18 protein-coding genes are annotated in these 21,830 nt (G+C 71.7%); 8 read left to right on the top strand and 10 right to left on the bottom strand.

Annotated elements, in window-relative coordinates:
• The first annotated feature begins 77 nt into the window (after positions 1–77).
• Complete coding sequence (locus ACFZDJ_RS05725; protein WP_351830648.1) at positions 78–1,532, top strand: polysaccharide biosynthesis tyrosine autokinase; 1,455 nt, start codon at positions 78–80, stop codon at positions 1,530–1,532.
• The gene (locus ACFZDJ_RS05720; protein WP_351830650.1) at positions 1,529–2,143 is read left to right on the top strand and encodes a low molecular weight phosphatase family protein; all 615 of its coding nucleotides are present in this window, start codon (positions 1,529–1,531) and stop codon (positions 2,141–2,143) included. Before ACFZDJ_RS05725 ends, ACFZDJ_RS05720 begins: the two co-directional genes overlap by 4 nt.
• 122 nt (positions 2,144–2,265) lie before the next feature.
• On the opposite strand, the gene ACFZDJ_RS05715 is transcribed toward ACFZDJ_RS05720, so the two are convergent.
• Both ACFZDJ_RS05715 and ACFZDJ_RS05710 read right to left on the bottom strand, forming a co-directional pair.
• Positions 2,266–2,925 (bottom strand): response regulator transcription factor, encoded by a 660-nt coding sequence (locus ACFZDJ_RS05715; protein WP_351830653.1) that lies wholly within the window; start codon positions 2,923–2,925, stop codon positions 2,266–2,268.
• Positions 2,898–4,163 carry a sensor domain-containing protein gene (locus tag ACFZDJ_RS05710; protein WP_391056316.1) on the bottom strand — a complete coding sequence of 422 codons (1,266 nt, stop codon included), beginning with the start codon at positions 4,161–4,163 and terminating at the stop codon, positions 2,898–2,900. Before ACFZDJ_RS05710 ends, ACFZDJ_RS05715 begins: the two co-directional genes overlap by 28 nt.
• A gap of 197 nt (positions 4,164–4,360) precedes the next feature.
• On the opposite strand from ACFZDJ_RS05710, the gene ACFZDJ_RS05705 reads away from it, so the two are divergent.
• The gene (locus ACFZDJ_RS05705; protein WP_390927202.1) at positions 4,361–5,098 is read left to right on the top strand and encodes an ATP-binding cassette domain-containing protein; all 738 of its coding nucleotides are present in this window, start codon (positions 4,361–4,363) and stop codon (positions 5,096–5,098) included.
• On the top strand, positions 5,092–7,680 hold the full coding sequence (locus tag ACFZDJ_RS05700) for an FtsX-like permease family protein (protein ID WP_391056313.1): 2,589 nt from the start codon (positions 5,092–5,094) through the stop codon (positions 7,678–7,680). The genes ACFZDJ_RS05705 and ACFZDJ_RS05700 overlap by 7 nt, the downstream gene beginning before the upstream one ends.
• Positions 7,681–7,701: 21 nt before the next feature.
• On the opposite strand, the gene ACFZDJ_RS05695 is transcribed toward ACFZDJ_RS05700, so the two are convergent.
• From ACFZDJ_RS05695 to ACFZDJ_RS05685, 3 genes are all read right to left on the bottom strand, one after another.
• Positions 7,702–8,652, bottom strand: coding sequence for a nucleoside hydrolase (locus ACFZDJ_RS05695; protein WP_391056310.1), 951 nt, complete (start codon positions 8,650–8,652; stop codon positions 7,702–7,704).
• Positions 8,653–8,770: 118 nt separating this feature from the next.
• The gene (locus ACFZDJ_RS05690) at positions 8,771–9,079 is read right to left on the bottom strand and encodes a DUF1876 domain-containing protein (protein ID WP_101405115.1); all 309 of its coding nucleotides are present in this window, start codon (positions 9,077–9,079) and stop codon (positions 8,771–8,773) included.
• Between the two features lie 516 nt (positions 9,080–9,595).
• Entirely contained in the window at positions 9,596–9,841 is a 246-nt protein-coding gene (locus tag ACFZDJ_RS05685) for a hypothetical protein (protein WP_391056307.1), read from the bottom strand.
• A gap of 709 nt (positions 9,842–10,550) precedes the next feature.
• Between ACFZDJ_RS05685 and ettA the strand changes: the two genes are divergently transcribed.
• Genes ettA through ACFZDJ_RS05670 form a run of 3 tightly spaced genes read left to right on the top strand, consistent with a single transcriptional unit; the run spans position 10,551 to position 13,327 of the window.
• Positions 10,551–12,215 carry an energy-dependent translational throttle protein EttA gene (ettA, locus tag ACFZDJ_RS05680; RefSeq protein ID WP_075031883.1) on the top strand — a complete coding sequence of 555 codons (1,665 nt, stop codon included), beginning with the start codon at positions 10,551–10,553 and terminating at the stop codon, positions 12,213–12,215.
• Between the two features lie 6 nt (positions 12,216–12,221).
• Positions 12,222–12,635 carry a thioesterase family protein gene (locus ACFZDJ_RS05675; RefSeq protein ID WP_067370347.1) on the top strand — a complete coding sequence of 138 codons (414 nt, stop codon included), beginning with the start codon at positions 12,222–12,224 and terminating at the stop codon, positions 12,633–12,635.
• Positions 12,636–12,637: 2 nt separating this feature from the next.
• Positions 12,638–13,327: a hypothetical protein gene (locus ACFZDJ_RS05670; RefSeq protein WP_391056862.1), complete on the top strand. Its 690-nt coding sequence runs from the start codon at positions 12,638–12,640 to the stop codon at positions 13,325–13,327.
• Positions 13,328–13,346: 19 nt separating this feature from the next.
• On the opposite strand, the gene ACFZDJ_RS05665 is transcribed toward ACFZDJ_RS05670, so the two are convergent.
• Positions 13,347–13,751: a globin gene (locus tag ACFZDJ_RS05665; protein WP_054231791.1), complete on the bottom strand. Its 405-nt coding sequence runs from the start codon at positions 13,749–13,751 to the stop codon at positions 13,347–13,349.
• A 130-nt stretch (positions 13,752–13,881) separates the two neighbouring features.
• Here ACFZDJ_RS05665 and ACFZDJ_RS05660 point away from each other — a divergent pair, with 130 nt between their 5' ends.
• Positions 13,882–14,883 (top strand): methyltransferase domain-containing protein, encoded by a 1,002-nt coding sequence (locus ACFZDJ_RS05660; RefSeq protein ID WP_391056304.1) that lies wholly within the window; start codon positions 13,882–13,884, stop codon positions 14,881–14,883.
• Positions 14,884–14,916: 33 nt separating this feature from the next.
• Here the strand turns inward: ACFZDJ_RS05660 and ACFZDJ_RS05655 are convergent, their stop codons facing one another.
• The 4 genes from ACFZDJ_RS05655 to ACFZDJ_RS05640 all read right to left on the bottom strand — a co-directional run bounded on the left by ACFZDJ_RS05655 (position 14,917) and on the right by ACFZDJ_RS05640 (position 21,829).
• Positions 14,917–16,314, bottom strand: coding sequence for an FHA domain-containing protein (locus ACFZDJ_RS05655; RefSeq protein ID WP_391056302.1), 1,398 nt, complete (start codon positions 16,312–16,314; stop codon positions 14,917–14,919).
• Positions 16,315–16,387: 73 nt separating this feature from the next.
• Complete coding sequence (locus ACFZDJ_RS05650) at positions 16,388–17,734, bottom strand: VWA domain-containing protein (RefSeq protein ID WP_391056300.1); 1,347 nt, start codon at positions 17,732–17,734, stop codon at positions 16,388–16,390.
• A gap of 117 nt (positions 17,735–17,851) precedes the next feature.
• Entirely contained in the window at positions 17,852–19,270 is a 1,419-nt protein-coding gene (locus ACFZDJ_RS05645; protein WP_391056298.1) for a protein phosphatase 2C domain-containing protein, read from the bottom strand.
• Positions 19,271–21,829 (bottom strand): tetratricopeptide repeat protein, encoded by a 2,559-nt coding sequence (locus ACFZDJ_RS05640; protein ID WP_391056295.1) that lies wholly within the window; start codon positions 21,827–21,829, stop codon positions 19,271–19,273.
• Position 21,830 lies beyond the last annotated feature (1 nt).

Here is a 21,830-nt window from a genome sequence, read left to right as displayed (position 1 = left end):
CCCTATCGTCGGCTGCGTACATAGGGAACAGAACATTCCATTTCGGGTGGTTCCCTCGGTCCCATGAGGGGTGCAGCTTGGATCTCCACGGATTCCTGAAGGCTCTTGCCAGACGCTGGCCGACCGTCGTGGTCTGTCTCGTTCTCGCGACCGGGGCGGCGCTCGCCGCGACGAGCTTGAGCACACCCGTCTACGAGGCGAGGACCCAGCTCTTCGTCGCCACCCGCACCGGCGACGACACCGCCCAGATGAACCAGGGGCAGAGCTTCTCGCAGGCGCGCGTTCAGTCGTACGCCGCGATCGTGACCACCCGTCAGGTGACCCGGCCCGTGGTGAAGGAGCTGCGACTGCGCACCACTCCGGAGGAACTGGCGTCGCGGATCACCGCCGTCGCCCCGCTCAACACCGTGCTCATCGACATCACCGTCCGGGACACCGAGCCCAAGCGTGCGGCACGCATCGCCAACGCCGTGGCGCAGCGGTTCAGCGCGGTCGTCGAGCGACTGGAGGCGCCCAAGCGCCCGCCCGGCTCGGAGCGGTCAGGAAAGAGCCTCCGTACGGGCGACGGCACCTCGCCCGTCTCCCTGGGCGTCACCCAGGAAGCTGTCGCCCCCATCGGCCCGGTCTCGCCCCGCCCGCTGCTGAACCTGGCCGCAGGAGTGCTCGGCGGCCTGCTGCTCGGTGCCGGACTCGTCGCCCTGCGCGAGACCCTCGACACCACGCTCAAGACCAGCGAGGCGCTGGGCGAGTTCACCGCGCTGCCGGGTCTCGGCACCATCCCGTACGACAGGAACGTCCCCAGGCAACCGCTCGTCAGCGCCGACGGGCACTGCCACCGTGCCGAGGCCTTCCGCAAGTTGCGCACCAACCTGCAGTTCTCCCAGGTCGACGAGCCGCCCCGGATCATCGCGGTGACAAGTTCGGTGCCTGGTGAGGGCAAGACCAACACCGCGGTGAACCTCGCCCTCTCGCTCGCCGAGGCAGGTCTCTCCACCTGCCTCGTGGACGGCGACCTGCGCCGACCGTGCGTGGCCTCGACCTTCGGTCTCGTCCAGGACGCCGGTCTGACCACCGTGCTCATCGGACAGGCCCGTATCGAGGACGTGATGCAGCAGGCCGGCGGCCGGCTCTCGGTTCTCGCCAGCGGCGCCGTACCGCCGAATCCCACGGAACTGCTCGCCTCGGCGCGCATGGAAGAGGTACTGCGCGAACTGGCGGACACCTACGAGGTCGTGATCGTCGACACCGCGCCGCTGCTGCCGGTCGCCGACACCCTCGGACTCGCCTCCTTCGCCCAGGGCGCACTGCTCGTCGTGCGCGCCGCGAAGACCAGCCGGGAACAGGTCCGCACCGCCGCGGAATCGCTGGACCGCGTGAGTGTCCGCGTCCTCGGCACCGTCTTCAACATGGCTCCGGTGCCGAGGGGCAATCGCTACGGCACCTACGGGTCGTACGGCGAGCTGCCCGCTCCTCGTGTGTCGGACCCCCGGAAGGAGGCCGCCGCGGCGACACGTCTCGCGGGCGAGAAATGACCCAGGTCCTGTTCGTCTGCACGGGCAACGTGCACCGCTCGGTGCTCGCCGAACGGCTGCTGGCCGCGAGGCTTCCGCCCGGTTCGGCGATCCGGCCGAAGAGCGCCGGAACGCAGGCCCGGCCCTGGTCCGGCATGGAGGCCTCCACCAGGGCGGTGTTGGAGGAACTGGGCGGTGAAGGCTCCGGCTTCGCGGCCCGCCCGCTCAGCGCACAGCTCGTCGCGGAAGCAGCGCTGGTCCTCGGGCTCGCGCACGAACACCGGGAGGCCGCCGTACGGCTCGTGCCGACGGCGCTGCGGCGCTGCTTCACCCTGAAGGAGTTCGTACGTCTCGCTGTGGGGGGAGTCGACACGGTGCGGGGCGGGGAAGGTACGGCGACCACGCATGGCGACGTACCGCAGGGGCACGTCCCGTCGGCCGTGGACGGTTTCGACGTCGTGGTCGCGGCGACCGCCGGCCGTCGGGGTGCCGTCGCCCCGGTCCCGCCGGCCGAGGACGACATCTCGGACCCGTGGGGGAGGCCCCACTCCGTGCTGTACGAGTGCGCCCGCGAGATCGACGGGACGGTGAGCGCACTCGCCCGGCTGCTGTGCGGCGGAGCGAGCCTCTGAGCCGAAGGCCCTTCCGGACGCGATTCGGCTTCTGGGTCACCCTGGCCGACAGTGTGGGGGCCACGGTCGACGGGGAATGGCAGCCTCTCTCAGAGGCCGCGTGACACGCCTGCGCCGGGCCGTCACCCGCGCAGATAGGCAAGGACCGCCAGCACCCTGCGATGGGTGGCGTCGGCCGGAGGCAGGTCCAACTTGGCGAGGATGCTGCCGATGTGCTTGCCCACGGCCGCCTCGGACACCACCAGTTCGCGGGCGATCGCGCCGTTCGACCTGCCCTCGGCGATCAGCGCCAGGACCTCGCGCTCACGCGGGGTGAGCCGCTCCAGTGGATCGCGGCGCCGGCGCAGCAGTTGGCGTACGACTTCGGGGTCGACGACCGTGCCGCCGTCCGCGACCTCGCACAGGGCGTCCACGAACTCCTCGACCTGCCCCACCCGGTCCTTCAGCAGATAGCCGATCCCCGATCCGTCGCCGGTGTCCAGCAGCTCCGAGGCGTACGTCCGCTGCACGTACTGGCTGAGCACCAGGACCGGCAGCGTGGGCCGCTTCTCGCGCAGCCGCACGGCCGCGTGCAGCCCTTCGTCCTCGAACGCGGGGGGCATGCGTACGTCCGTCACGACGATGTCGGGTGCGTGCTGCTCGACCGCGGCGACCAGAGCCGTGGCGTCCCCGACGGCCGCGACCACCTCGTGGCCGCAGCGGGTGAGCAGGCCGACGAGCCCCTCCCGCAGCAACACGCTGTCCTCGGCCAGAACTACGCGGAGGGATCGGTCCGTTCGCAAGGAAACTCCACACGCAACAGGGTCGGTCCGCCCCGCGGACTGGACAGGGAGAGTCTGCCATCCAGCACCGACACCCGGTCCGCGAGCCCGGTCAGCCCGCTGCCGGCGTCGGCGTCCGCGCCCCCACGGCCGTCGTCGCGCACCTGAAGGAACAGACGCCCGTCGCGGTGCTCCCCGCTCACCGCCGCGCGGCTCGCCCCGCTGTGCCTGGCGACGTTGGCGAGGGCTTCGCAGACCACGAAGTACGCGGCGGCCTCGACCGCCCGGGGCAGCCGTCCGGGCAGTTCCAGGCCGTCGATGTCGACCGGGACCGTGGAGCGGTCCGCGGCGTCCGCGACCGCTGCCTGGAGGCCGTAGTCCGTGAGGACCTTGGGGTGGATGCCGTGGATGAGTTCACGCAGCTCCGCGAGTGCCCTGCCCGCCTCCTCGTGGGCCGTGGCGAGCTGGTCGGCCAGTGGTCCGGGCGGCGCGTCCAGACGGGCCAGGCCGAGCGTCATCGTCAGGGCCACCAGGCGTTGTTGAGCCCCGTCGTGCAGATCGCGCTCGATGCGCCGCCGCTCCGCCTCGAAGGCGTCCACCAACCGGACGCGTGAACGCGCCAGTTCCGCTACCTTCGCGCCCAAGTCGCCCTCGCGCGGCGCGATCAGCACGCGCGTCAGTTCCGCTCGGGCGCCGGCCGTGACCCCCAGGACATAGGCACCCAGCGCGAGGAGGACGAGCCCCAGCACGGCTGTGCCGAAGGCCGTCGGCCAGGTGGTGACCGTCCACTGTTTGAGCACCTTGGTCTCCCGGCCGTCGCCGGCCGTGGCCATCAGCAGCGGGGTCGCGGTCATGGACAGCGGGGCGAGCAGGGCGACCGTGATCGCGAGGGCGTCGACCGGCCACAGCAGCCCCGCGAAGAGCAGCGCGTACCCCAACTCCCGCCATGTCACCCGCTCCCTCAGCCGCGTCGTCAGCCAGGACCGCAGGCCCCCCGCCTCGGGCACGCGATGCCGGTCGGGGGCCGGGTCCCGGTCGATCAGGCGCAGCCTGTGCCGCTCCACCCAGGTCACCGGAATACCGGAGAGGGCCGCGAGGAGCAGCAGTGGAAGCCCCACCAGCACGAGGGCGAGGACGCCGCCCGCGGCCACCGTGATCACGATTCCCACGAGGGCGGCGAAGCCGGTCAGGACGCCGGTGAGCAGGTATCCGGCCGAACGCCACGGCCACGACGACAGCAGGAAGTCCGACCTGGGCATGGCCTGCCAGACATTCCGGGGGTGCGGGGGCGGAGGGTTCATGGGCCGTTGCCGGGGATGCATGGGCGTCACCGTAGAAGGGCCGCCCCGGGCGGTGCCATCGGGGCAGGGGGTGGACCGGGGGTATGCCTGGCCCTACCCCAAGTCTCGTTTCTGCCGCACTGCGCCGCGGTGCCTCCACACGGTTTCGTGAAGCCATGAACATCGACGCGATCCAGTTGCACTCCGTCAGCAGGCGGTACAGGTCGGGCGACGGAGTGGTGACGGCACTCGACGAGGTCTCACTCGCCTTCCCGGGGGGAACCTTCACCGCTGTCATGGGCCCCTCCGGCTCGGGCAAGTCGACCCTGCTGCAGTGCGCCGCCGGGCTGGACCGCCCCACATCGGGGTCGGTCACCGTGGGCGGGACCGATCTGACGAAGCTGAGCGAGACCAGGCTGACCCTCCTGCGACGAGAACGCATCGGGTTCGTCTTCCAGGCGTTCAACCTGCTGCCGTCCCTGACCGCCGAGCAGAACGTGGCGCTGCCCCTGCGGCTCGCGGGCCGCCGCCCCGCCCGGGCCCGGGTGCGCGAGGTGCTCGAACAGGTCGGCCTGGGCGACCGGGCGCGGCACCGGCCGACGGAGCTGTCCGGCGGTCAGCAGCAACGCGTCGCCCTGGCCCGCGCCCTGATCACCCGCCCCGAGGTGCTCTTCGGCGACGAGCCGACCGGCGCCCTCGACTCGCGGACCAGCCGTGAGGTACTGAGCCTGCTGCGCGCCATGGTCGACGACGAGCGCCAGACGATCATCATGGTCACCCACGACCCGGTGGCCGCCGCGTACGCCGACCGCGTGGTCTTCCTCGTCGACGGACGGGTCGACGGCGAGGTGGCCGGCGCCGGCGCCGACGACATCGCCGCGCGCATGACCGAGCTGGAGGCCGCGCCGTGCTGAGCGTCGCCCTGCGCACACTGCGCGCTCGTTGGATCACCTTCGTCGGCAGTTTCGTCGCGCTCGCGCTGGGCGTCGCGCTCATCGCGGTGATGGGCCTGTCCCTCGCCTCGTCACTGAACGCGCCCGACGGGAGACCCGAGCGGTTCGCCGCCGCGCCGGTCGTGGTCAAAGGGGCCGACACCCTGCGCGTGCCCACCTCGACCGGCGTCCGGGTGCACAAGCTCGCCCGGCCGCGTGCCGTGCCCGCCGGGACCGTCGCGAAACTGAAGAAGCTCGGAACCGTCGTCGAGGACCGGTCGTTCGCCGTACGGGCCCGGGGCGGCCCCGGCGACCTGGTGGGTCACCCCTGGTCCACCGCCGCCTTCGCCCCGTACGAGATCGACGCGGGACGCGCGCCCCGGGCGGCCGACGAGGTCGTCGTCAGCGGTGACTGGGCGAAGCCGGGGGAGCGCGTACGGACGGATCGCGGCACGATACGGGTGGTCGGCACCGCACGAATACGAATGGCCGGCACCGGACGGGTCGGAGCCACCGGACGGGGCGTAGTCACCGGACGGACCGGCGCCACTGGACGGACCGGCGCCACTGGACGGGTCGGCGCCACCGGACAAGTCAGCGGCGCGGTCGCCGGACGCGGCTTCGAGAACGCCGTCTTCTACGTCGACGCGCGCGCCGCCGCCCTGTCGCCCCGCAGCGTCCAGCTCGTCGTGGACGCCGACGCGGCGGCCGTGCGTGAGGCGGTGCGCGGCAGCACGGGCGTCCAGGTCCTCACCGGCGACGCGCGCCGTTACGCCGACGCGGACCCGGACCGGGACAGCGAGGCGCTCACCGCGATGAACGCCGTGTTCGGCACGGCCGGCGGTGTCACCGGGTTCGTCTCGGTCTTCGTGGTGGCCTCGACCTTCGCCTTCGCGGTCGCTCAACGGCGCCGGGAGTTCGGGCTGCTGCGTACGGCCGGAGCGACGCCGGGACAGATCCGCCGGATGGTCTTCGCCGAGGCCCTGGTGGTGGGTGTGCTCGCCTCGGCCACGGGATGCGTGCTGGGCGCGTACGGTGCGCCACGGCTGGCCGCACGGATGGTCGACGGCGGGCTCGCGCCGGGCTGGTTCACCATCGGCGACGCCACCTGGCCGTACCATCTGGCCTTCTGGACGGGTCTGTTCGTCGCGCTGTGCGGCGTGGTGGCCGCCTCCTGGCGGGCGGGCCGCACGGCCCCCGTCCAGGCGCTGGGCGAGGCCTCCGTGGACGCCCGGGCGATGACCCGGGGCCGTCGGCTGTCCGGCCTGGCACTGCTGGCGACCGCCGCCGTGACCCTGGTCCTGGCCCTGGTCGGCGACCCGGGCGAACTGCTGCACCGGAAGACCTATGTGAGCCGGCCGATGCTGCTGATCACCGCCGTCGCCCTGCTCGCGCCGGTCGTGGTGCGCCCGCTGACCCGGCTGATCGCCTGGCTCCCGGCCCGACTCCCCGGCGCCGGCGGCATGCTGGTCCGGGAGAACGCCGCCGCCGGTGTGCGCCGCACCGCCGCGATCGCGGCGCCGGTCCTGGTCACCGTCGCGCTGGCCGGCTCGCTGCTGGGCGCCACCGCGACCCTGAACAAGGCGAAGGCCGACGAGACGCGCCGGCAGACGGCCGCCGACTTCGTCGTCACCCCGGCGAGCGACGCGGGCTTCGACGCGGCCACGGTGCGCGGGCTGCGAAAGGTGTCCGGCGCGCAGGTGTCCGCGACCTCGTCGAGCGCCGTCTACGTTCTGGAGGACGGCGTGTCACTGGCCAAGTCCGAGGCGCGCGCGGCGGATCCCGGACCGCTCGCCGCCACCACCCGGCTGCCGGTCGAGGCCGGGAGGACGAGCGACCTCGACGACGACACCATCATCGTCAACCGGGAGTGGCAGCGTCATACCGTGGGACAGCGGGTGCGGGTGTGGCTCGGCGACGGCACGAGGAGGTCGCTGCGGATCGCCGCGGTGATGACCACCGGCACCGGCGACAACGGCGTGTACGTCACTGCGCGCAACGCCCCGGGCGCGACCGTCGACCGGGTCGACGTCGCCCTCACCGACGGTGCCGACGCGGACGCCGTGGCCGCCGCACTGCGGGCGGCGGTGCACAGCTCGGGCGGGCAGGTCCTCACCAAGGACCAGTGGGTACGCGGGAGTCACCCCGAGACGACCCGGACGACCCGGCTCGGCCTCCTGCTGGTCCTGGGCATCGCCCTCCTCCACACCGGCATCTCCCTGGCCAACACCATGGTCATGGCGACCTCCGACCGGGTGCGCGACCTGGCCGTGCTGCGCCTGGCCGGAGCGACCCGGTGGCAGGTGCTCCGGCTGGTGGGCGCCGAGGCGCTGACGGTCGTCGCGGTCGGCGGAGTACTGGGGCTCCTCGTCGCGGGGCTCAACCTGCTGGGCATGTGGAGCGCCCTGGGCCTGCTGTCGGCCCCGACCACGATCGAGATCCCCTGGACGGCCATCGGTGCGGTCCTCGGCGCCTGCGCGGTAACGGCCGTCGTCTGGTCCGTCGTCCCCGCCGCACTCGCCCTGCGGCGCCGGGCGGTGGAACTGGCGGGTGTCCGGGAGTGACGCCCAGTGCCTCCCGTACCGCTACGCGGAGGTCCGCGCGGTGGTCGCGGCGATGGTTTCCAGCGAGTTGATGAGCAGGTCCCACAGGCGCTCGGTGTGCAGCTTCGTCGCCACCGAGGTGTTCGCCGGGACGGAGCGGCCGCGGAAGTCGGTGACCGTCATGCCGTAGGTCGCCGCACCCCGCAGCTCGACCTCGACATGGGCCGGCGTGACCTCCATCAGGCTCGGGTCGATGGCCCGGCCGACCGCGCACGCGTCGTGGATGGTGGCCATCGCGCCGTGCACCTTGCCGACGTTGGCGTTGTAGTGGTCGAGGAGATCGACGACGAACCGGGACACGGGTGTGCCCAACGCCCCGATACGGGCCAGCAGTTCAGGTGTGGCGGCGGCCTGCGCCGTCAGATCGAGGCCGACCATGGTCAGGGGCCAGCCCGCCGAGAAGACGACCGCGGCCGCCTCGGGGTCGGCGTGGATGTTGAACTCGGCCGCCGGTGTGATGTTGCCGCGGGTGTACGACCCGCCCATCAGGACGACCTCCTTGACCAGTTCGGCGATACGGGGCTCCCGGCGCAGCGCCAGCGCGATGTTGGTCAGGGGTGCGGTGGGAACGAGGGTGATCTCACCGGGGTGGGCGAGGACCGTCTCGATGATCAGGTCGACGGCGTGCCGGGGGTCGGTCTCCATGGCCGGAGGGATGAACGCGGGGCCGTCCATCCCGGTGTCCCCGTGGATCTCGGCGGCGAGGGTCTGGTCGCGGACGAGGGGGCCGCCGGCACCGGCCGCGATCGGCACGCCGCGCAGGCCCGCCAGGGTGCAGACCTGCCGGGCGTTCAGGGTGACCTTCTCGATGGTCTGGTTGCCCGCGACGGTCGTGATGGCGACGATCTCGACGTCGGGGTTCCCGGCGGCGAGCAGGATGGCGATGGCGTCGTCGAGCCCGGGGTCGCAGTCGATGATGATCTTCTTGGGCATGGGCGTCCTTCGGGTGGGACGGGATGCGGACCGGATCACTGGAAACAGCATGCTCCAGCCGACCCGTGTCGACCCCACCCCACCCCACCGCACTTCGCCCCGCCCCTGTCGTGGAGTCTCACCTCAGCGGATGCGAGGTCCTCCCGGACGCCTCGTCGATCTCGTCGTGCGCCTTGGTCAACAGTTTCATCGCCAGCTCGTTGAGCGCCCGCGCGCCCGCGACCTCCTCGCCGACTCTCGGCTGGTTGGAGTCGGAGGGGTGGCGGCTGGCGTACCCGTGAGCGCGTACCTCGTTCCCGTCGGGGAGCCGGAGGAGAGCGGCGGCGCGGGTGCGGTGGTCGTCCTCCTCGAACTCGATCTCGACGTGCCAGCCGACGGCGGTCCGTGCCTGCGCGGCGGCCGGTTGCGACTGTGTCGTCTGTGTCATTGTGATCACCTCCGAGGCGGGCCCAGCCCCTGATACTGGCCTCGGCCCCTACTACCAGAGTGTGCTTCTTCCCCCGACTCCGCACGGGATGACGCCCGATGGCGACAAAGGGTGACCGGACGACCACGATCCGCCCGTGCCGAGACGTCTTCTCGAAGGGTGCCCCAAGGCGTCCTGGCCGGGCGGCGCCGATGAACCACCGGCAGCCCACCCCGTTGTCGGGCGTCACCACGACCGGGCACCGAACGAAGCCGTGGGCGACAAGGTGCGGACCAGAGCCGTCGATGCCGAGATGAGTCTCCAGTTCGGGCCGTCCGTGACCTGATCGGTCACGATGACGTTCACCGACGCGGACTGGCCGGGCGCCAAGCTCCTTCCGGAGTCAATCGGGTAGGGCCCGGCAGCGACCGCTGACCTGCGCCCATATCACGCCGTATCGCTCGCCGGGGGCGGCGTCCTTCGGAAGGGCGATGGTCACGGTGTCACGGGCTCTGGAGTGAGCGGGGATGTCCAGGCTCAGCCGACCGGGCTTGATCCAGGTGGTGAGCTCGTTACGGGTGCTTCCGGCAGCGCCGACGAAGGCACCCGGCGGATATCGGCCGCGCCGGGGCAGACCGCGACATGCAGGACGTCGTCCGACTTGTTCGACACCTCGATGCGCCGCTTCACGGTGACACCGGGTTTCAGGCTGTCGATGATGTACTGCCTTGCCCGTGGGTCTTCGACGAGGTCGGCGGGGACATCGACGAGCCGGATACCCACGGCGTCCGGGGGGTTCGGGCGCTGTACCGGATCCGATACGAGGGATGTGGCCCGATGACGCTACGAATTCTCATGGGTGCGACCTCGCTTGGTGACCGGGGGAGGTTGGGGCGGCACGGCAGGGCCTGTGCGCAATTTCACCGCTAAGGGGAGCAAGATCAAGAAGCGCACGGACTCCATTGCGTGGAGGCTCGATCCACTCGAACAGCGGAGTTTGAGGGGCGGCTGACGCGGCCATGGCTGCGATCACCACCAAGGACAGTCCCGACTCCGGTCGCCGCCATCGACGCCCCCGGACAACGACGTGCACGAGCGTCCGTGTCTGGCCGTCTGGCCATGGCGACGGCAGGTAGCCGTGTCGAGCGGCGACGGTGACCCCGGTTCGCCGCAGTCGAGATGCGCCGCCGAGCCGAGGACTCTCCGAACCTGGACCGACCTGCGCGCTTTCGCCACCCCGCGCCACCAGGCTTACACGGCGGTGCTCGGTCTCCTGGGCCGTCCCTGGGTCGTCCCTGGGTCGTCCCTGGGCCGTGCGAGGTCGCTCGGCGGTGACCGGCGACGACAACCAGTGACAGGTCGGCTACCAGCGCGGTTGGCGAACGGCCAGGTCACGGGGCCCTGACCGAACGGGTTTCCCCCCAGGGGTGGCGGTCAGGCAAGATGGGGTGTATCTGCCCACTGCCGATTTCAAGCGTCCGGACGGTTTCTCTTGGCTGAGTTCATTTACACCATGCGCAAGACGCGCAAGGCGCACGGCGACAAGGTGATTCTCGACGACGTCACCTTGAGTTTCCTGCCGGGTGCGAAGATCGGTGTGGTCGGTCCGAACGGTGCTGGTAAGTCCACCGTTCTCAAGATCATGGCGGGGCTCGAGCAGCCCTCCAACGGCGACGCGTTCCTGTCGCCCGGGTACAGCGTCGGGATGCTGCTGCAGGAGCCCCCGCTCGACGAGTCCAAGACCGTTCTGGAGAACGTCCAGGACGGCGCCGCCGAGATCATGGGCAAGCTCAAGCGCTTCAACGAGGTCGCCGAGCTCATGGCGACCGACTACTCGGACGCGCTGCTGGACGAGATGGGCAAGCTCCAGGAGGACCTGGACCACGCCAACGCGTGGGACCTGGACGCTCAGCTGGAGCAGGCCATGGACGCCCTGGGCTGCCCGCCCGGCGACTGGCCGGTCACCAACCTCTCCGGTGGTGAGAAGCGCCGCGTCGCGCTGTGCAAGCTGCTGATCGAGGCGCCCGACCTGCTGCTCCTCGACGAGCCCACCAACCACCTGGACGCCGAGTCCGTGCAGTGGCTGGAGCAGCACCTCGCGAAGTACCCCGGCACCGTCGTCGCCGTCACCCACGACCGGTACTTCCTCGACAACGTCGCCGGCTGGATCCTTGAGCTCGACCGCGGCCGCGCGATCGGCTACGAGGGCAACTACTCGACGTACCTGGAGAGCAAGGCCTCCCGCCTCAAGGTCGAGGGCCAGAAGGACGCCAAGCGCGCCAAGCGGCTCAAGGAAGAGCTTGAGTGGGTGCGGTCCAACGCCAAGGGGCGTCAGGCCAAGTCCAAGGCGCGTCTGGCGCGCTACGAGGAGATGGCCGCCGAGGCCGACAAGATGCGGAAGCTGGACTTCGAGGAGATCCAGATCCCGCCGGGCCCGCGTCTGGGCTCCATCGTGGTCGAGGTCAACAACCTCTCCAAGGCCTTCGGCGAGAAGGTCCTGATCGACGACCTCTCCTTCACGCTGCCGCGTAACGGGATCGTCGGCGTCATCGGCCCGAACGGTGCCGGCAAGACCACGCTCTTCAAGATGATCCAGGGGCTGGAGACGCCGGACTCCGGCACGATCAAGGTCGGCGAGACCGTCAAGATCAGTTACGTCGACCAGAGCCGCGAGAACATCGACCCGAAGAAGTCGCTGTGGGCCGTCGTCTCGGACGAGCTGGACTACATCAATGTGGGCCAGGTCGAGATGCCGTCGCGCGCGTACGTCTCCGCCTTCGGGTTCAAGGGTCCCGACCAGCAGAAGCCGGCCGGTGTCCTCTCCGGCGGTGAGCGCAACCGGCTCAACCTCGCCCTCACCCTCAAGCAGGGCGGCAACCTGCTGCTCCTCGACGAGCCGACCAACGACCTCGACGTCGAGACGCTGTCCTCGCTCGAGAACGCGCTGCTGGAGTTCCCGGGTGCGGCCGTGGTCGTCTCCCACGACCGCTGGTTCCTGGACCGGGTCGCGACGCACATCCTCGCCTACGAGGGTGACTCGAAGTGGTTCTGGTTCGAGGGCAACTTCGAGTCGTACGAGAAGAACAAGATCGAGCGCCTCGGCGCGGACGCCGCGCGCCCGCACCGTGCCACCTACAAGAAGCTGACCCGGGGCTGATCGATCTTGCGGCACATCTACCGCTGCCCGCTGCGCTGGGCGGACATGGACGCGTACGGCCACGTCAACAACGCGGTCTTCCTCCGCTACCTGGAGGAAGCACGTATCGACTTCCTGACCCGCCCGGACAAGCAGTTCAAGCAGGGGTCCGTGGTGGCGCGCCACGAGATCGACTACAAGCGGCAGCTCGTCCACCGGCGCGAGCCGGTGGACATCGAGCTGTGGATCACCCAGATAAGGGCCGCGTCGTTCACGATCACGTACGAGGTGAAGGACGCGGACCAGCTCTACGTCCGGGCCGCGACCGTGGTCGTGCCGTTCGACTTCGAGGCCCAGCGTCCACGCCGCCTCACCGCCGAGGAGCGCGAGTTCCTGGCGGAGTACCGGGACGACCAGGCTGAGGAGGCCGTCGCGGCATGACCGTGACCGCGCTGCACCTCACCGACGACGGGGAGGCGGCGGACCTCGCCGCCTTCCTCTCCCGGCTGATCCACTACGACCGCGCCGCCGCCGTACGCCTCCAGGCGTCCGGCACCGCGCTCGCGGTCTTCGGTCGGCCGCCGTCGTTCGAGGTCCTCGCGATCCGTACGGCGCGGCTCGCCAAGCCGTACGAGAACGGTCTCGACGTCACACTCGACGTGACCGTCTCCGCCGGTGAACTCCTGGAGTCCATCGACGAGTCGGCGGCCACCGTCAGCGTTCCCGGGGCGGTCACCGGGCCGCCGTGGGCCGGGATCCTCCCGCCCCGCGGGGGCTGGCAGCCGGAGCCGGGACTGCCCGGACCGGACGCCGTACGCGCGATGGTCGCCACCGCGGTCGCCGAATTCCGGTCCCGTACGCAGGAGTTGGCGCCCGAGGCCCGTACCCGCGCCGAACTCGACCGCATAGGACGGGAGATCTGGTCCCGGCCGATCGGTGACACCGGCCTTCAGGTACGAGCCGTGCACGCGGCGCAGTCGCTCGGGTTCCTGCTGCCGGTGCGTCAGGCCGACCCGGGCGAGAGCCCGTTGGGGCTGTACTCGTCCGGGGCGTGGCTGCGGCTGCGTACGCCCTACGGCTCGATCGCCGTCCGCCGGGCGGGACTCGGGGCGCTGGACGTCAGCGTCCGCTGATCCCCCCCGTGGGGCGCTGTCAGCCGGCCGTGTTGATCATCGACGCCGCCGCGTACGTCAGGTAGTTCCACAGCGTGTGCTCGTGCTCCTCGGAGAGGCCGAGCTCGTCGACGGCCACGCGCATGTGCGCCAGCCAGGCGTCGTGCGCCGCCTGGTCGACGGCGAACGGGGCGTGCCGCATCCGCAGCCGGGGGTGACCGCGGTTGTCGCTGTACGTCGTCGGGCCGCCCCAGTACTGGATCAGGAACAGCGTGAAGCGCTCCTCGGCCGGCCCCAGGTCCTCTTCGGGGTACATGGCCCGCAGCAACGGGTCCTCGGCCACTCCCTCGTAGAAACGGTGCACGAGGCGCCGGAAGGTCTCCTCGCCGCCGACCTGCTCGTAGAAGGTCTGCTCCTGAAGCGTGCCGCGCCGAATCTCTTTCACCTCACCATCGTCTCAGACCGGGTGACCGAGGACGCAAGGCTTAGGACCAGCGACCCAGCGCCCCCAGCGACCTGGCGACCCAGCGGGTGCGGCACTCGCCTCGCGGCCCGTCCCGCCGCACAGTGGAGGTATGAGCGGGCACGCTCTCGACCACGACCACGACCACGACCACGACCTCGACAACCTCGCCACCCTGGCGAGGGCCGCCCTGGTGCGCGAAATCGACCGGAGTGGGGCCTGGGCCGCCGACCCGGTGTGGCGGGCGGCGTTCGAGGAGGTCCCGCGCCACCTCTTCGTGCCGTACTACTACGTCGGTGCCGTGGGCGGCTTCGAGCGGGTGTGGGGCGAGGACCCCGACCCGCGCAGCCGTGAGCACTGGGTGCGCGGCGCCTACGCGGACGCCCCGCTGGCCACCCGGGTGCGCGACGGCGAGCTGGTCTCCTCCAGCAGCCAGCCCTCGCTGATGGCGATGATGCTGACCGCGCTGGAGGTACGGGAGGGAGACGCCGTCCTGGAGATCGGCGCCGGCACCGGCTACAACGCGGCGCTGCTCGCCCACCGTCTTGGCGACCGCCTGGTGACCACGGTCGACCTCGACCCGGAGATCACCGAGTCCGCGCGCCGGCATCTGGCCGCCGCCGGACACCACCCGACCGTCGTCACCGCGGACGGCGCCCGCGGGGTCCCCGAGCGCGCCCCCTTCGACCGGATCATCGCGACCTGCACGCTGACCTCGATCCCGCGGCCGTGGCTCGCCCAGTGCCGTCCCGGCGCCCGCATCCTGGCGCCGCTGGCCACCGGTCTGATCGTGCTGCGCGTCCGGGACGCCGAACACGCCGAGGGGCGCTTCCTGCACACGCCGGCCTACTTCGTGCCCCTGCGCGGCGCGAGCCGACCCGAGGAGTCGGAGCCGCAGGACCTGCGCGAGCTGCCGCGCCGGGCCCGCGGCGACGAGCTGTTCCGGTTCCTGCTGACCCTGGCAGGGCGCGGCCTCGACCCGCACGAGGCGTACGAGCTGTGGGAACGCGAGAACCGGCCCGTGCGCGAGCGGTACGGAGTCACGGTCGACGGCGCGGACACCTGGGCGTGGCTGGACGACCCCGAGGGGCCGTACGCCTGGCCGCTGCCGTGACTCCTGCTGTGACTCCTGCTGTGGCCTCCGCCGTCAGCCTCGCCTGATGGTGATCGTCGTCCAGGCGCCGACATGCACCCGGTCGCCGTCCTGGAGCGGGACCGGCACGAAGGGCTGGATGGGCTCCTCGCCGCCGTTGACCGTGGTGCCGTTGGTCGAGTTCTGGTCGACGACCGCCCAGCTGCCGTCCGGCTGCTGGACCAGGACCGCGTGCTGGTGCGAGACGCCCGGGTCCTCCGGGGGCACCGAGAGGTCGATGTCGGGGGTGTCGCCGGTGGAGTGCCGACGGCGGCCGATCGTCATCTGGTTGCCGGTGAGCGGGCGCTGCTGCTCCGGCGAGTACGCGGGCAGGTTCAGGCCCGCTGCCTCGGGGCCGGAGCGCTGCATCATCGCCATGAAGTACTCGCGGTCGGGACCGATCGTCGCGCTCCAGGACAGCGGCTGCCGCTGCTGCCGGTAGTCGGGACCGGGGCCGGGCGGGGCCTGGGTCGCGCCGGGCCCCGGATAGCCGTAGCCGCCGCCCTGCCCCATGCCGGGACCACCGGGACCACCGGGGCGGCCGCCGGGACCACCCGGCCCGCCGGGCGAATTGCCCGACGGCGGGGAGATCACCCAGTCGTCGTCACCGCCGCCGAAGGACGGGCCCCCGGACTGCGGACCGCCGGACCCGGGCGGACCCTGCTGCGGGAACGCGGGCGCGGCCGGCTGCTGGGTGAAGGCCTGCGGGGCGCCGGGGCCACCGGGTCCGCCGGGCGTGGGCCCGGGCGGCGGCGGAACCGGACGGGACGGGTCCGCACCGAAACCGCCGGGACCGGGACCAGGACCACCGAAGCCACCTGGTCCACCGGGACCAGCGCCAGGACCGCCGGGACCACCGGGACCGCCCGGACGGGACGGGTCGCCGCGGAAGCCCGACGGGTCCTGCCCGTAGGGCGGAATCGGTTCCGCGGGGCGGTTCATCTGCGAGGGCCGCGAGCTCTGGTAGTCGAACGGGTCGTGACCGGGACCGGTCGCGGGGCCGGGACCGCCCGGCTGGCCCTGCGGCGGCTGCTGGAAACGCAGCGCCGGATTGGGCATTCCGGGCGCGGGCGACTGCGGACGCGGCGCCGCCGGGGTGTACGAGGTCGCCGTGTTCGTCAGGAAGTTCCACCGGCACTCCTCGCAGAACGGCGCACCGCCCTCACGGGGCGTACGGCACTGCGGGCAGAGCTCCGGCTCGGGATTGGGCACGGCGGACAGGTGCGGGCGCCCACCTGGGGCGCCGGGGCCGCCGGGACCCCCGGGCGGGGGCGAGCCGGGCGGCGGATAGCCGTAACCGGCGGCGGGCGGCGGCGGTGGAGGGGGCGGAGGCACGGCACCGGCCATGCGGTGACCGCAGACCTCGCACCAGTCGTCGGAACCCGACTGGTGTCCGTTCGGGCAGGTCGGCATGTCGGCGCTTCCCCCTCTCCTTTTCCGGCCGTTGTGACCGGGTTTCTCCAGTTCCCCACGGGAACCGGGCTCGCTACTTCTTTACACGAACAGTCTTTGTGGACCGTGTCTCAAGGGTCATTTCGTCAGCCTCTTCGACCCTTGCCTTCAATCGCACAGTACCTGCCGCGGCGTCGACCACGTCCACCACCTTCGCAAGCAGTTTCGCAGTATCCGCGTTGCCCGACGCACTCGCGAGCTGAACGGCGCGGCCCAGCTTGGCCGTTGCCCCGTCGACATCTCCCGATTTGCGAAGATCCAGACCTTGTTGGATGACTTGCGCCAGTTCCGCCTGGCCTGTGTAGTGCGCGACCTGGGCGTTGATCCTCGTCGAGGCCACCATGTCGTCGGTCCACACGGCCTTGACGAGCCCCTGGGCGCCGAGGTTGTGCACGCCCCCGTCGCTCTGCGGCACGACGAGCGAGACCCGGGCGGCCAGCATCTCCTGGCCCACTCCGGCCAAGGGGACCTCGACGCACACGTGGTAGTCGCGGGACTCGTCGCCCCAGGACCCGGTGGGGTAGTCGCCGGCGCGCGGGCCCGCCTCGGCGCGACGGTCGGTCAGCTCCTCGACCGTGGGGGCCACTTGCTTGACGAACTTGATCTCGGTGCCGACCGGCGTCCACAGGCGCAGCGCGACGTCCGCGACCTCCTTGCCCATGGCCGTCTCCATCATCTGTGTGAAGTCGGCGGACAGGGCGGCCGGGTCCGCGACGATGTCGGCGGTGCCGAGCAGCGCCGAGGCGATCCCGGTGACCTCCTTGACCTCCCAGTCCGTGCCCACTCCACGCGCGTCACAGGTGAAACGTCCGGCACAGGAGTCGAGGGCGGCCTTGAGGTCCTGCGGCGACTCGTGTTCGTTGCGGCCGTCGGTCAGCAGGATGCCGTGCCGGATCGACACCTCGGCCGAGGACAGCAGTCGGTCGGCGAGGCGCAGCCAGGTGCCGATCGCCGTACCGCCGCCCGCGCTCAGCCTGCGCAGTGCCTCCTTGGCCTGGCCGCGGGTCGCCGCGTCGGCCACCGCGAGGCGCCCATTGCCGGGGTAGACCTCCTTGGCGACGTGCGTGCCGCCGATCACCGCGAAGTGCACGCCGTCGCGCAGGGTGTCGATCGCGGCGGCCGTGGCCTCGCGGGCGTTGCGCATCTTGGTCGGCGGGTAGTCCATCGAGCCGGAACAGTCGACCATGATCGCCACGGCGGCGTCCGGGCCCCGGCCCGCCGCGTACAGGTGGGGCGCGCCGACCGCGCTCCCGACGGTGCCGCCGCCGGTGGCGCTCACCGTGACGATCGCGTTGACCTCGCGGCCGCCCTCGGGCAGGTACTCGTTCTGGTACACGTCGACCGAGAACTGCGGCACGTTCGACTTCGAGAAATTGGCCATGCCTTCTTCGTCCCCCTCAAGACCTCCGGTAGTTGGCGGAGGCGATGACTGTATGCGGACCGGTCCCCTCCGGTCCGAGGCCGTCCCCGTGGGCACGGATTGCGCCTTTTCGCGGCCTCAGGCCGATCCTGCCCCCTGCGGCGGGGCCGGGAACGGGACGACGGCCACTGTTACGTTGTCGTGGCCCCCGCCGTCCAGGGCGTGACCCACCAGGACCTGGGCGCTGTGAAGGGGCCTTTCGGCGGCGTCCAGCGGTACGACCTCGGCCATCTCCTCGGCCGCCTCCGCGTAGTTCCACAGTCCGTCGGTGCACACGACCACCACACCGGGCCGGTCCGGCTTGAAAGAAGCGGTGTGCGGCTCCAGCTCGTACGCGTCCGCGCCGAGCCAGCCCGTGATGGCGTGGGCGCGCTCGTCGGCGTACGCCTGCGCCTCGCTCATCAGGCCCGCGGCGACCATCTGCGCGGCCCAGGAGTCGTCCTCGGTGAGCCGGGCGGGGGGTGAAGTCCGGTCGACGGGGACCCAGTAGGCGCGGCTGTCGCCGACCCAGCCGACGATCAGCAGGGCGGGGGTGACGACGGCGCCGACGAGGGTGCAGGCGGGCGCGTTCTGGTGCGGGGCGTGCTCCTCTTGCGCGGGGGGCGCCTCGGCCAGCGAGTTGACGGCCTCGGAGGCCGCGAGGATCGCCTCGTGCATGGCCTGCTGCGGGTGGGTGCCGAGCGGCAGCGCCGCCAGCAGCGCCTCATTGGCCGCCCGCGACGCGGCGAGCGAGGCCTCGTCGGGGCGGGTCGCCGAGGAGACCCCGTCGCAGACGATCGCGACGACCGCGGGGGAGCCGTCAGGCAGCGCGGTCGAGGAGATCGCGAACGCGTCTTCGTTGCGGTGGTGGCGCAGACCCCGGTCGCTGACCGCGGCCACCGCACCCAACTCCTGCTCCATGTGATCCCGTTCGCGCGGCTGGGCGTGCCCGCAGTTCTCGCAGTAGCCGTCGCTGTCCACATGGCCGGAGCGGCAGGCGACGCACAGTTTGGTGCCCGCGGGGGGCGTGACGGGTGCGGCGAGGTCGGCGGTCCGCGGATCGACGACGGGCCCGGCGGGGGCTTCGGCCGGCGGGGCGAGCGGGTACTCGTCGGGCTCCGGGGACCGGTCGAACCGTACGCCCGAAGGCTGCTCGCCCGAAGGCTGTGCGCCCGAGGGGCGGTCGCCCGGCTGCTGGGCCCCCGCGGACTCCGTGTCCGGGTGCGGGAGTTCGGAGCCGCCCGAGTCCATGCCCCGGATGTCGGTCGCCCGGTGCACCGGCGCGGGCGTGTCGGAGCTCGCCGGCTCCGGCGCGAGCGGCCAGTCCAGGGACGCGGCGGCCTCGGAGGGGCGTGTCGACGAGCCGTTCATGGCGATCGTGGGGTGGTCCTGGGGCGGTGTGGGCACCGCCGACAGGTCGTACCCGCACGCACCGCAGAAACGGTCACCCGCCTCCAGGGGCTCCTCGCAACTGGGGCACCGCGAAAGGGCCGTCGGCTGGGGCATCTGGGACATCAATCACACCCACGTCCGGGGGCGGTAACGGTTGGCACGTTCCACCAGGTCGATCCTCTCCTCGCCGCCCTGCGCGAGGCGGGCCAGCGTGCGGTACGAACGCTCCAGTGCGAAACGCAGACCGCGCTCGTCCACCTCACTGCCGAGCAACACCCGTCCGCCGCCGGAGTGCGGGGCGGAACTCTGGCTACCGGAGAGTACCCAGTCCAGGGCGCAGCCTAGGACTTCCGTCGACAACTGCTCGCGTCGCACCGCGTCCAGACCGTATCCGTCCAGAGCCTCGACCTGGCCCGCGGCGGCGGTCAGATCGTCCAGGAACGCCGCTGCCGCCGCCTCCTCGGCCAGCCGCTGCCGCAGCCGCGCCCGCACCGCGGCGACCCGCGCCGCCGTGTAGTGGATCGACGACTCCGGTACGGACTCCAGCGTGCGTACGGAGCCGCGGCGGTCGCCCGCCGCGAGCTGTACGCGGGCCAGGCCGAACGCGGAGCTGACATAGCTGGGGTCGGTCGTCCACACCAGGCGGTAGTACTCGCCCGCGTTGTCCAGCTGCCCGAGCACCTCCGCGCACAGGCCGAGGGCCAGCTTCGGCGCGGGCTCGCCCGGGAAGGCGTCGTAGATCGCGTCGAAGGACAGCGCCGCGGTCTCGTGCTCGCCGGTCGCCAGGGCCGCGACGCCCCGGTACCAGACCACCCGCCAGTCGTCGGGGTGGTCCGCCTCCAGCGCCTCCAGGGCCCTGCTCGCACTGGCCAGTTCGCCCATCTCCAGCCGGGCCCGCAGCTCGCGCAGACGCAGCTCCAGAGAGCCGGTGGGCGCCGCGTGCAGGGCGGTGATCAGCTCCGCGGGCGCCGAGGCCATCAGGCCCGCGAGGAAACCGGCGTTGGGGTCCCCCGGGTCGACCCGGGGGACCGGCAGCGCGAGCGCGGTCGCCGCGGCGTTCAGCGGCTTGACCACAGTGGCCGGGACCGGAGCGGGAGCCAGGGGGAGCGGCGGGGTCCCGTTCGTCACCGCTCCGTTGCTGCCGGGGGGTGGCGCGGGCGCGCGCTTTCTCCCTCGCAAGGGCACCGCGCGGGCCCCCAGCCGTGACACGTCTCCGTCCAGCTTCCCGAACAACTCCGTGTCCGTGACCTTCAGTTCCGGCCCGAACAGGGTGGACAGGGCCGGGCGCGCCCGCCCCGTCTGGAGGGACACGACCTCCCTGAGCACACCCGTCAGCTGCTCCGCCATCTCCTGCGCGGACGCGAACCGGCGCGCCGGATCGGGGTCGGTGGCGCGCACCAGGAGCCGGTAGAAGGACTCGTACGTCCGGAAGACCTCGATGTTGTCCGGGTCCGGCAGGGAGTCCACGAAGACGTTCGTGTACCCCTGGAAGTCGAAGGTCAGCACGGCCAGGGTGCGGGCGACCGTGTAGAGGTCACTCGCCACCGACGGACCGACCTCGGCCACCTCCGGCGCCTGGTAGCCCACCGTGCCGTAGATGGCCGACTCGTCGTCGTCCATTCTGCGCACCGCGCCCATGTCGATCAGCTTGAGCTGGTCCTCGGTCTGGATCGCGTTGTCGACCTTGAAGTCGCAGTAGAGCAGATTGCGGCTGTGCAGATGGCCGAGCGCCTCCAGGGCCTCGATGCCGTACGCGCAGGCCTGTTCCACCGGTAGCGGATCGCGCTTGCCGTCCGCTGTCCGACGGTCGTTGGCGATCTCCTTCAGCGACTTGCCGCCGACGTACTCCATGACGATGTACCCGTCCAGCGAGCCCGTCCGCTGGTCCAGGTGCTCCACGAAGTTGTAGATCCGCACGATGTTGGCGTGCTCGATCTCCGCCAGGAAGCGCCGCTCGGAGATCGCCGCCGCCATCGCGTCCTGGTCGCCGGTGTCGAGCAGACCCTTGAGGACCACCCAGCGGTCGGAGACCGCGCGGTCGACGGCGAGGTAGACCCAGCCGAGCCCGCCGTGCGCGAGACAGCCCACCACCTCGTACTGGCCGTGCACGATGTCGCCCGTGTGCAGCTTCGGCACGAACGAGTACGGGTGACCGCACTTGGTGCAGAACCCCTCGGTGCGCCCCACCCGCTCACCGCGCGAACGGCCCACCGGCGCCCCGCAGTCGGAGCGCGAGCAGAACCGCTTGCGCTCGGGCACCTCCGGGTTCTCCAGCACCATCGCGCGCGGGTCGGGCCGCGGCACGTCCGGCACCTGCACCAGCCCGACGCCGAGCCGGCCGCGGCCACTGGAGGCGGCGGTCGAGCCCGAGCTGCGCACCGACACCGAGCGGCCGGTCGCGTTGCCGGACAGCGAGCGCGACAGGCGTCCGGAGACCGAGCGCCGCGACTGGGAGGAGCGCGAGGACGTACGGGAACTGGAGCTGCGGGAACTCGCCCGCGAACTGCTGCCGGAGCCGCGCGAGCCCTTGCCGCCCGCGGTGAGTCCGGTCGGGGGCGAGCCCACCATGCCGTTCGACGCGACGACGGGTGCCAGACCGCACGTGTCGCAGTACAGCTCGCCGCCGCCCACGTCCTCGTACGACCCCGGGCAACCGGGCCGCTGGCACTTCTGCTGCTCACTCACA

The sequence above is a fragment of the Streptomyces sp. NPDC007896 genome (assembly GCF_042959425.1).
Taxonomy (GTDB): Bacteria; Actinomycetota; Actinomycetes; order Streptomycetales; family Streptomycetaceae; genus Streptomyces.
This window is presented reverse-complemented; position numbering and strand designations above follow the sequence as displayed.

Bases quoted from the DNA above. Each gene is read 5' to 3' on its own strand.
- ACFZDJ_RS05705 (WP_390927202.1), top strand. From the start codon at position 4,361: ATGAACATCGACGCGATCCAGTTGCACTCCGTCAGCAGGCGGTACAGG.
- ACFZDJ_RS05650 (WP_391056300.1), bottom strand. From the start codon at position 17,734: ATGGCCAATTTCTCGAAGTCGAACGTGCCGCAGTTCTCGGTCGACGTG.
- ACFZDJ_RS05690 (WP_101405115.1), bottom strand. From the start codon at position 9,079: ATGACACAGACGACACAGTCGCAACCGGCCGCCGCGCAGGCACGGACC.
- ACFZDJ_RS05655 (WP_391056302.1), bottom strand. From the start codon at position 16,314: ATGCCGACCTGCCCGAACGGACACCAGTCGGGTTCCGACGACTGGTGC.
- ACFZDJ_RS05710 (WP_391056316.1), bottom strand. From the start codon at position 4,163: ATGCCCAGGTCGGACTTCCTGCTGTCGTCGTGGCCGTGGCGTTCGGCC.
- ACFZDJ_RS05660 (WP_391056304.1), top strand. From the start codon at position 13,882: ATGAGCGGGCACGCTCTCGACCACGACCACGACCACGACCACGACCTC.
- ACFZDJ_RS05720 (WP_351830650.1), top strand. From the start codon at position 1,529: ATGACCCAGGTCCTGTTCGTCTGCACGGGCAACGTGCACCGCTCGGTG.
- ACFZDJ_RS05695 (WP_391056310.1), bottom strand. From the start codon at position 8,652: ATGCCCAAGAAGATCATCATCGACTGCGACCCCGGGCTCGACGACGCC.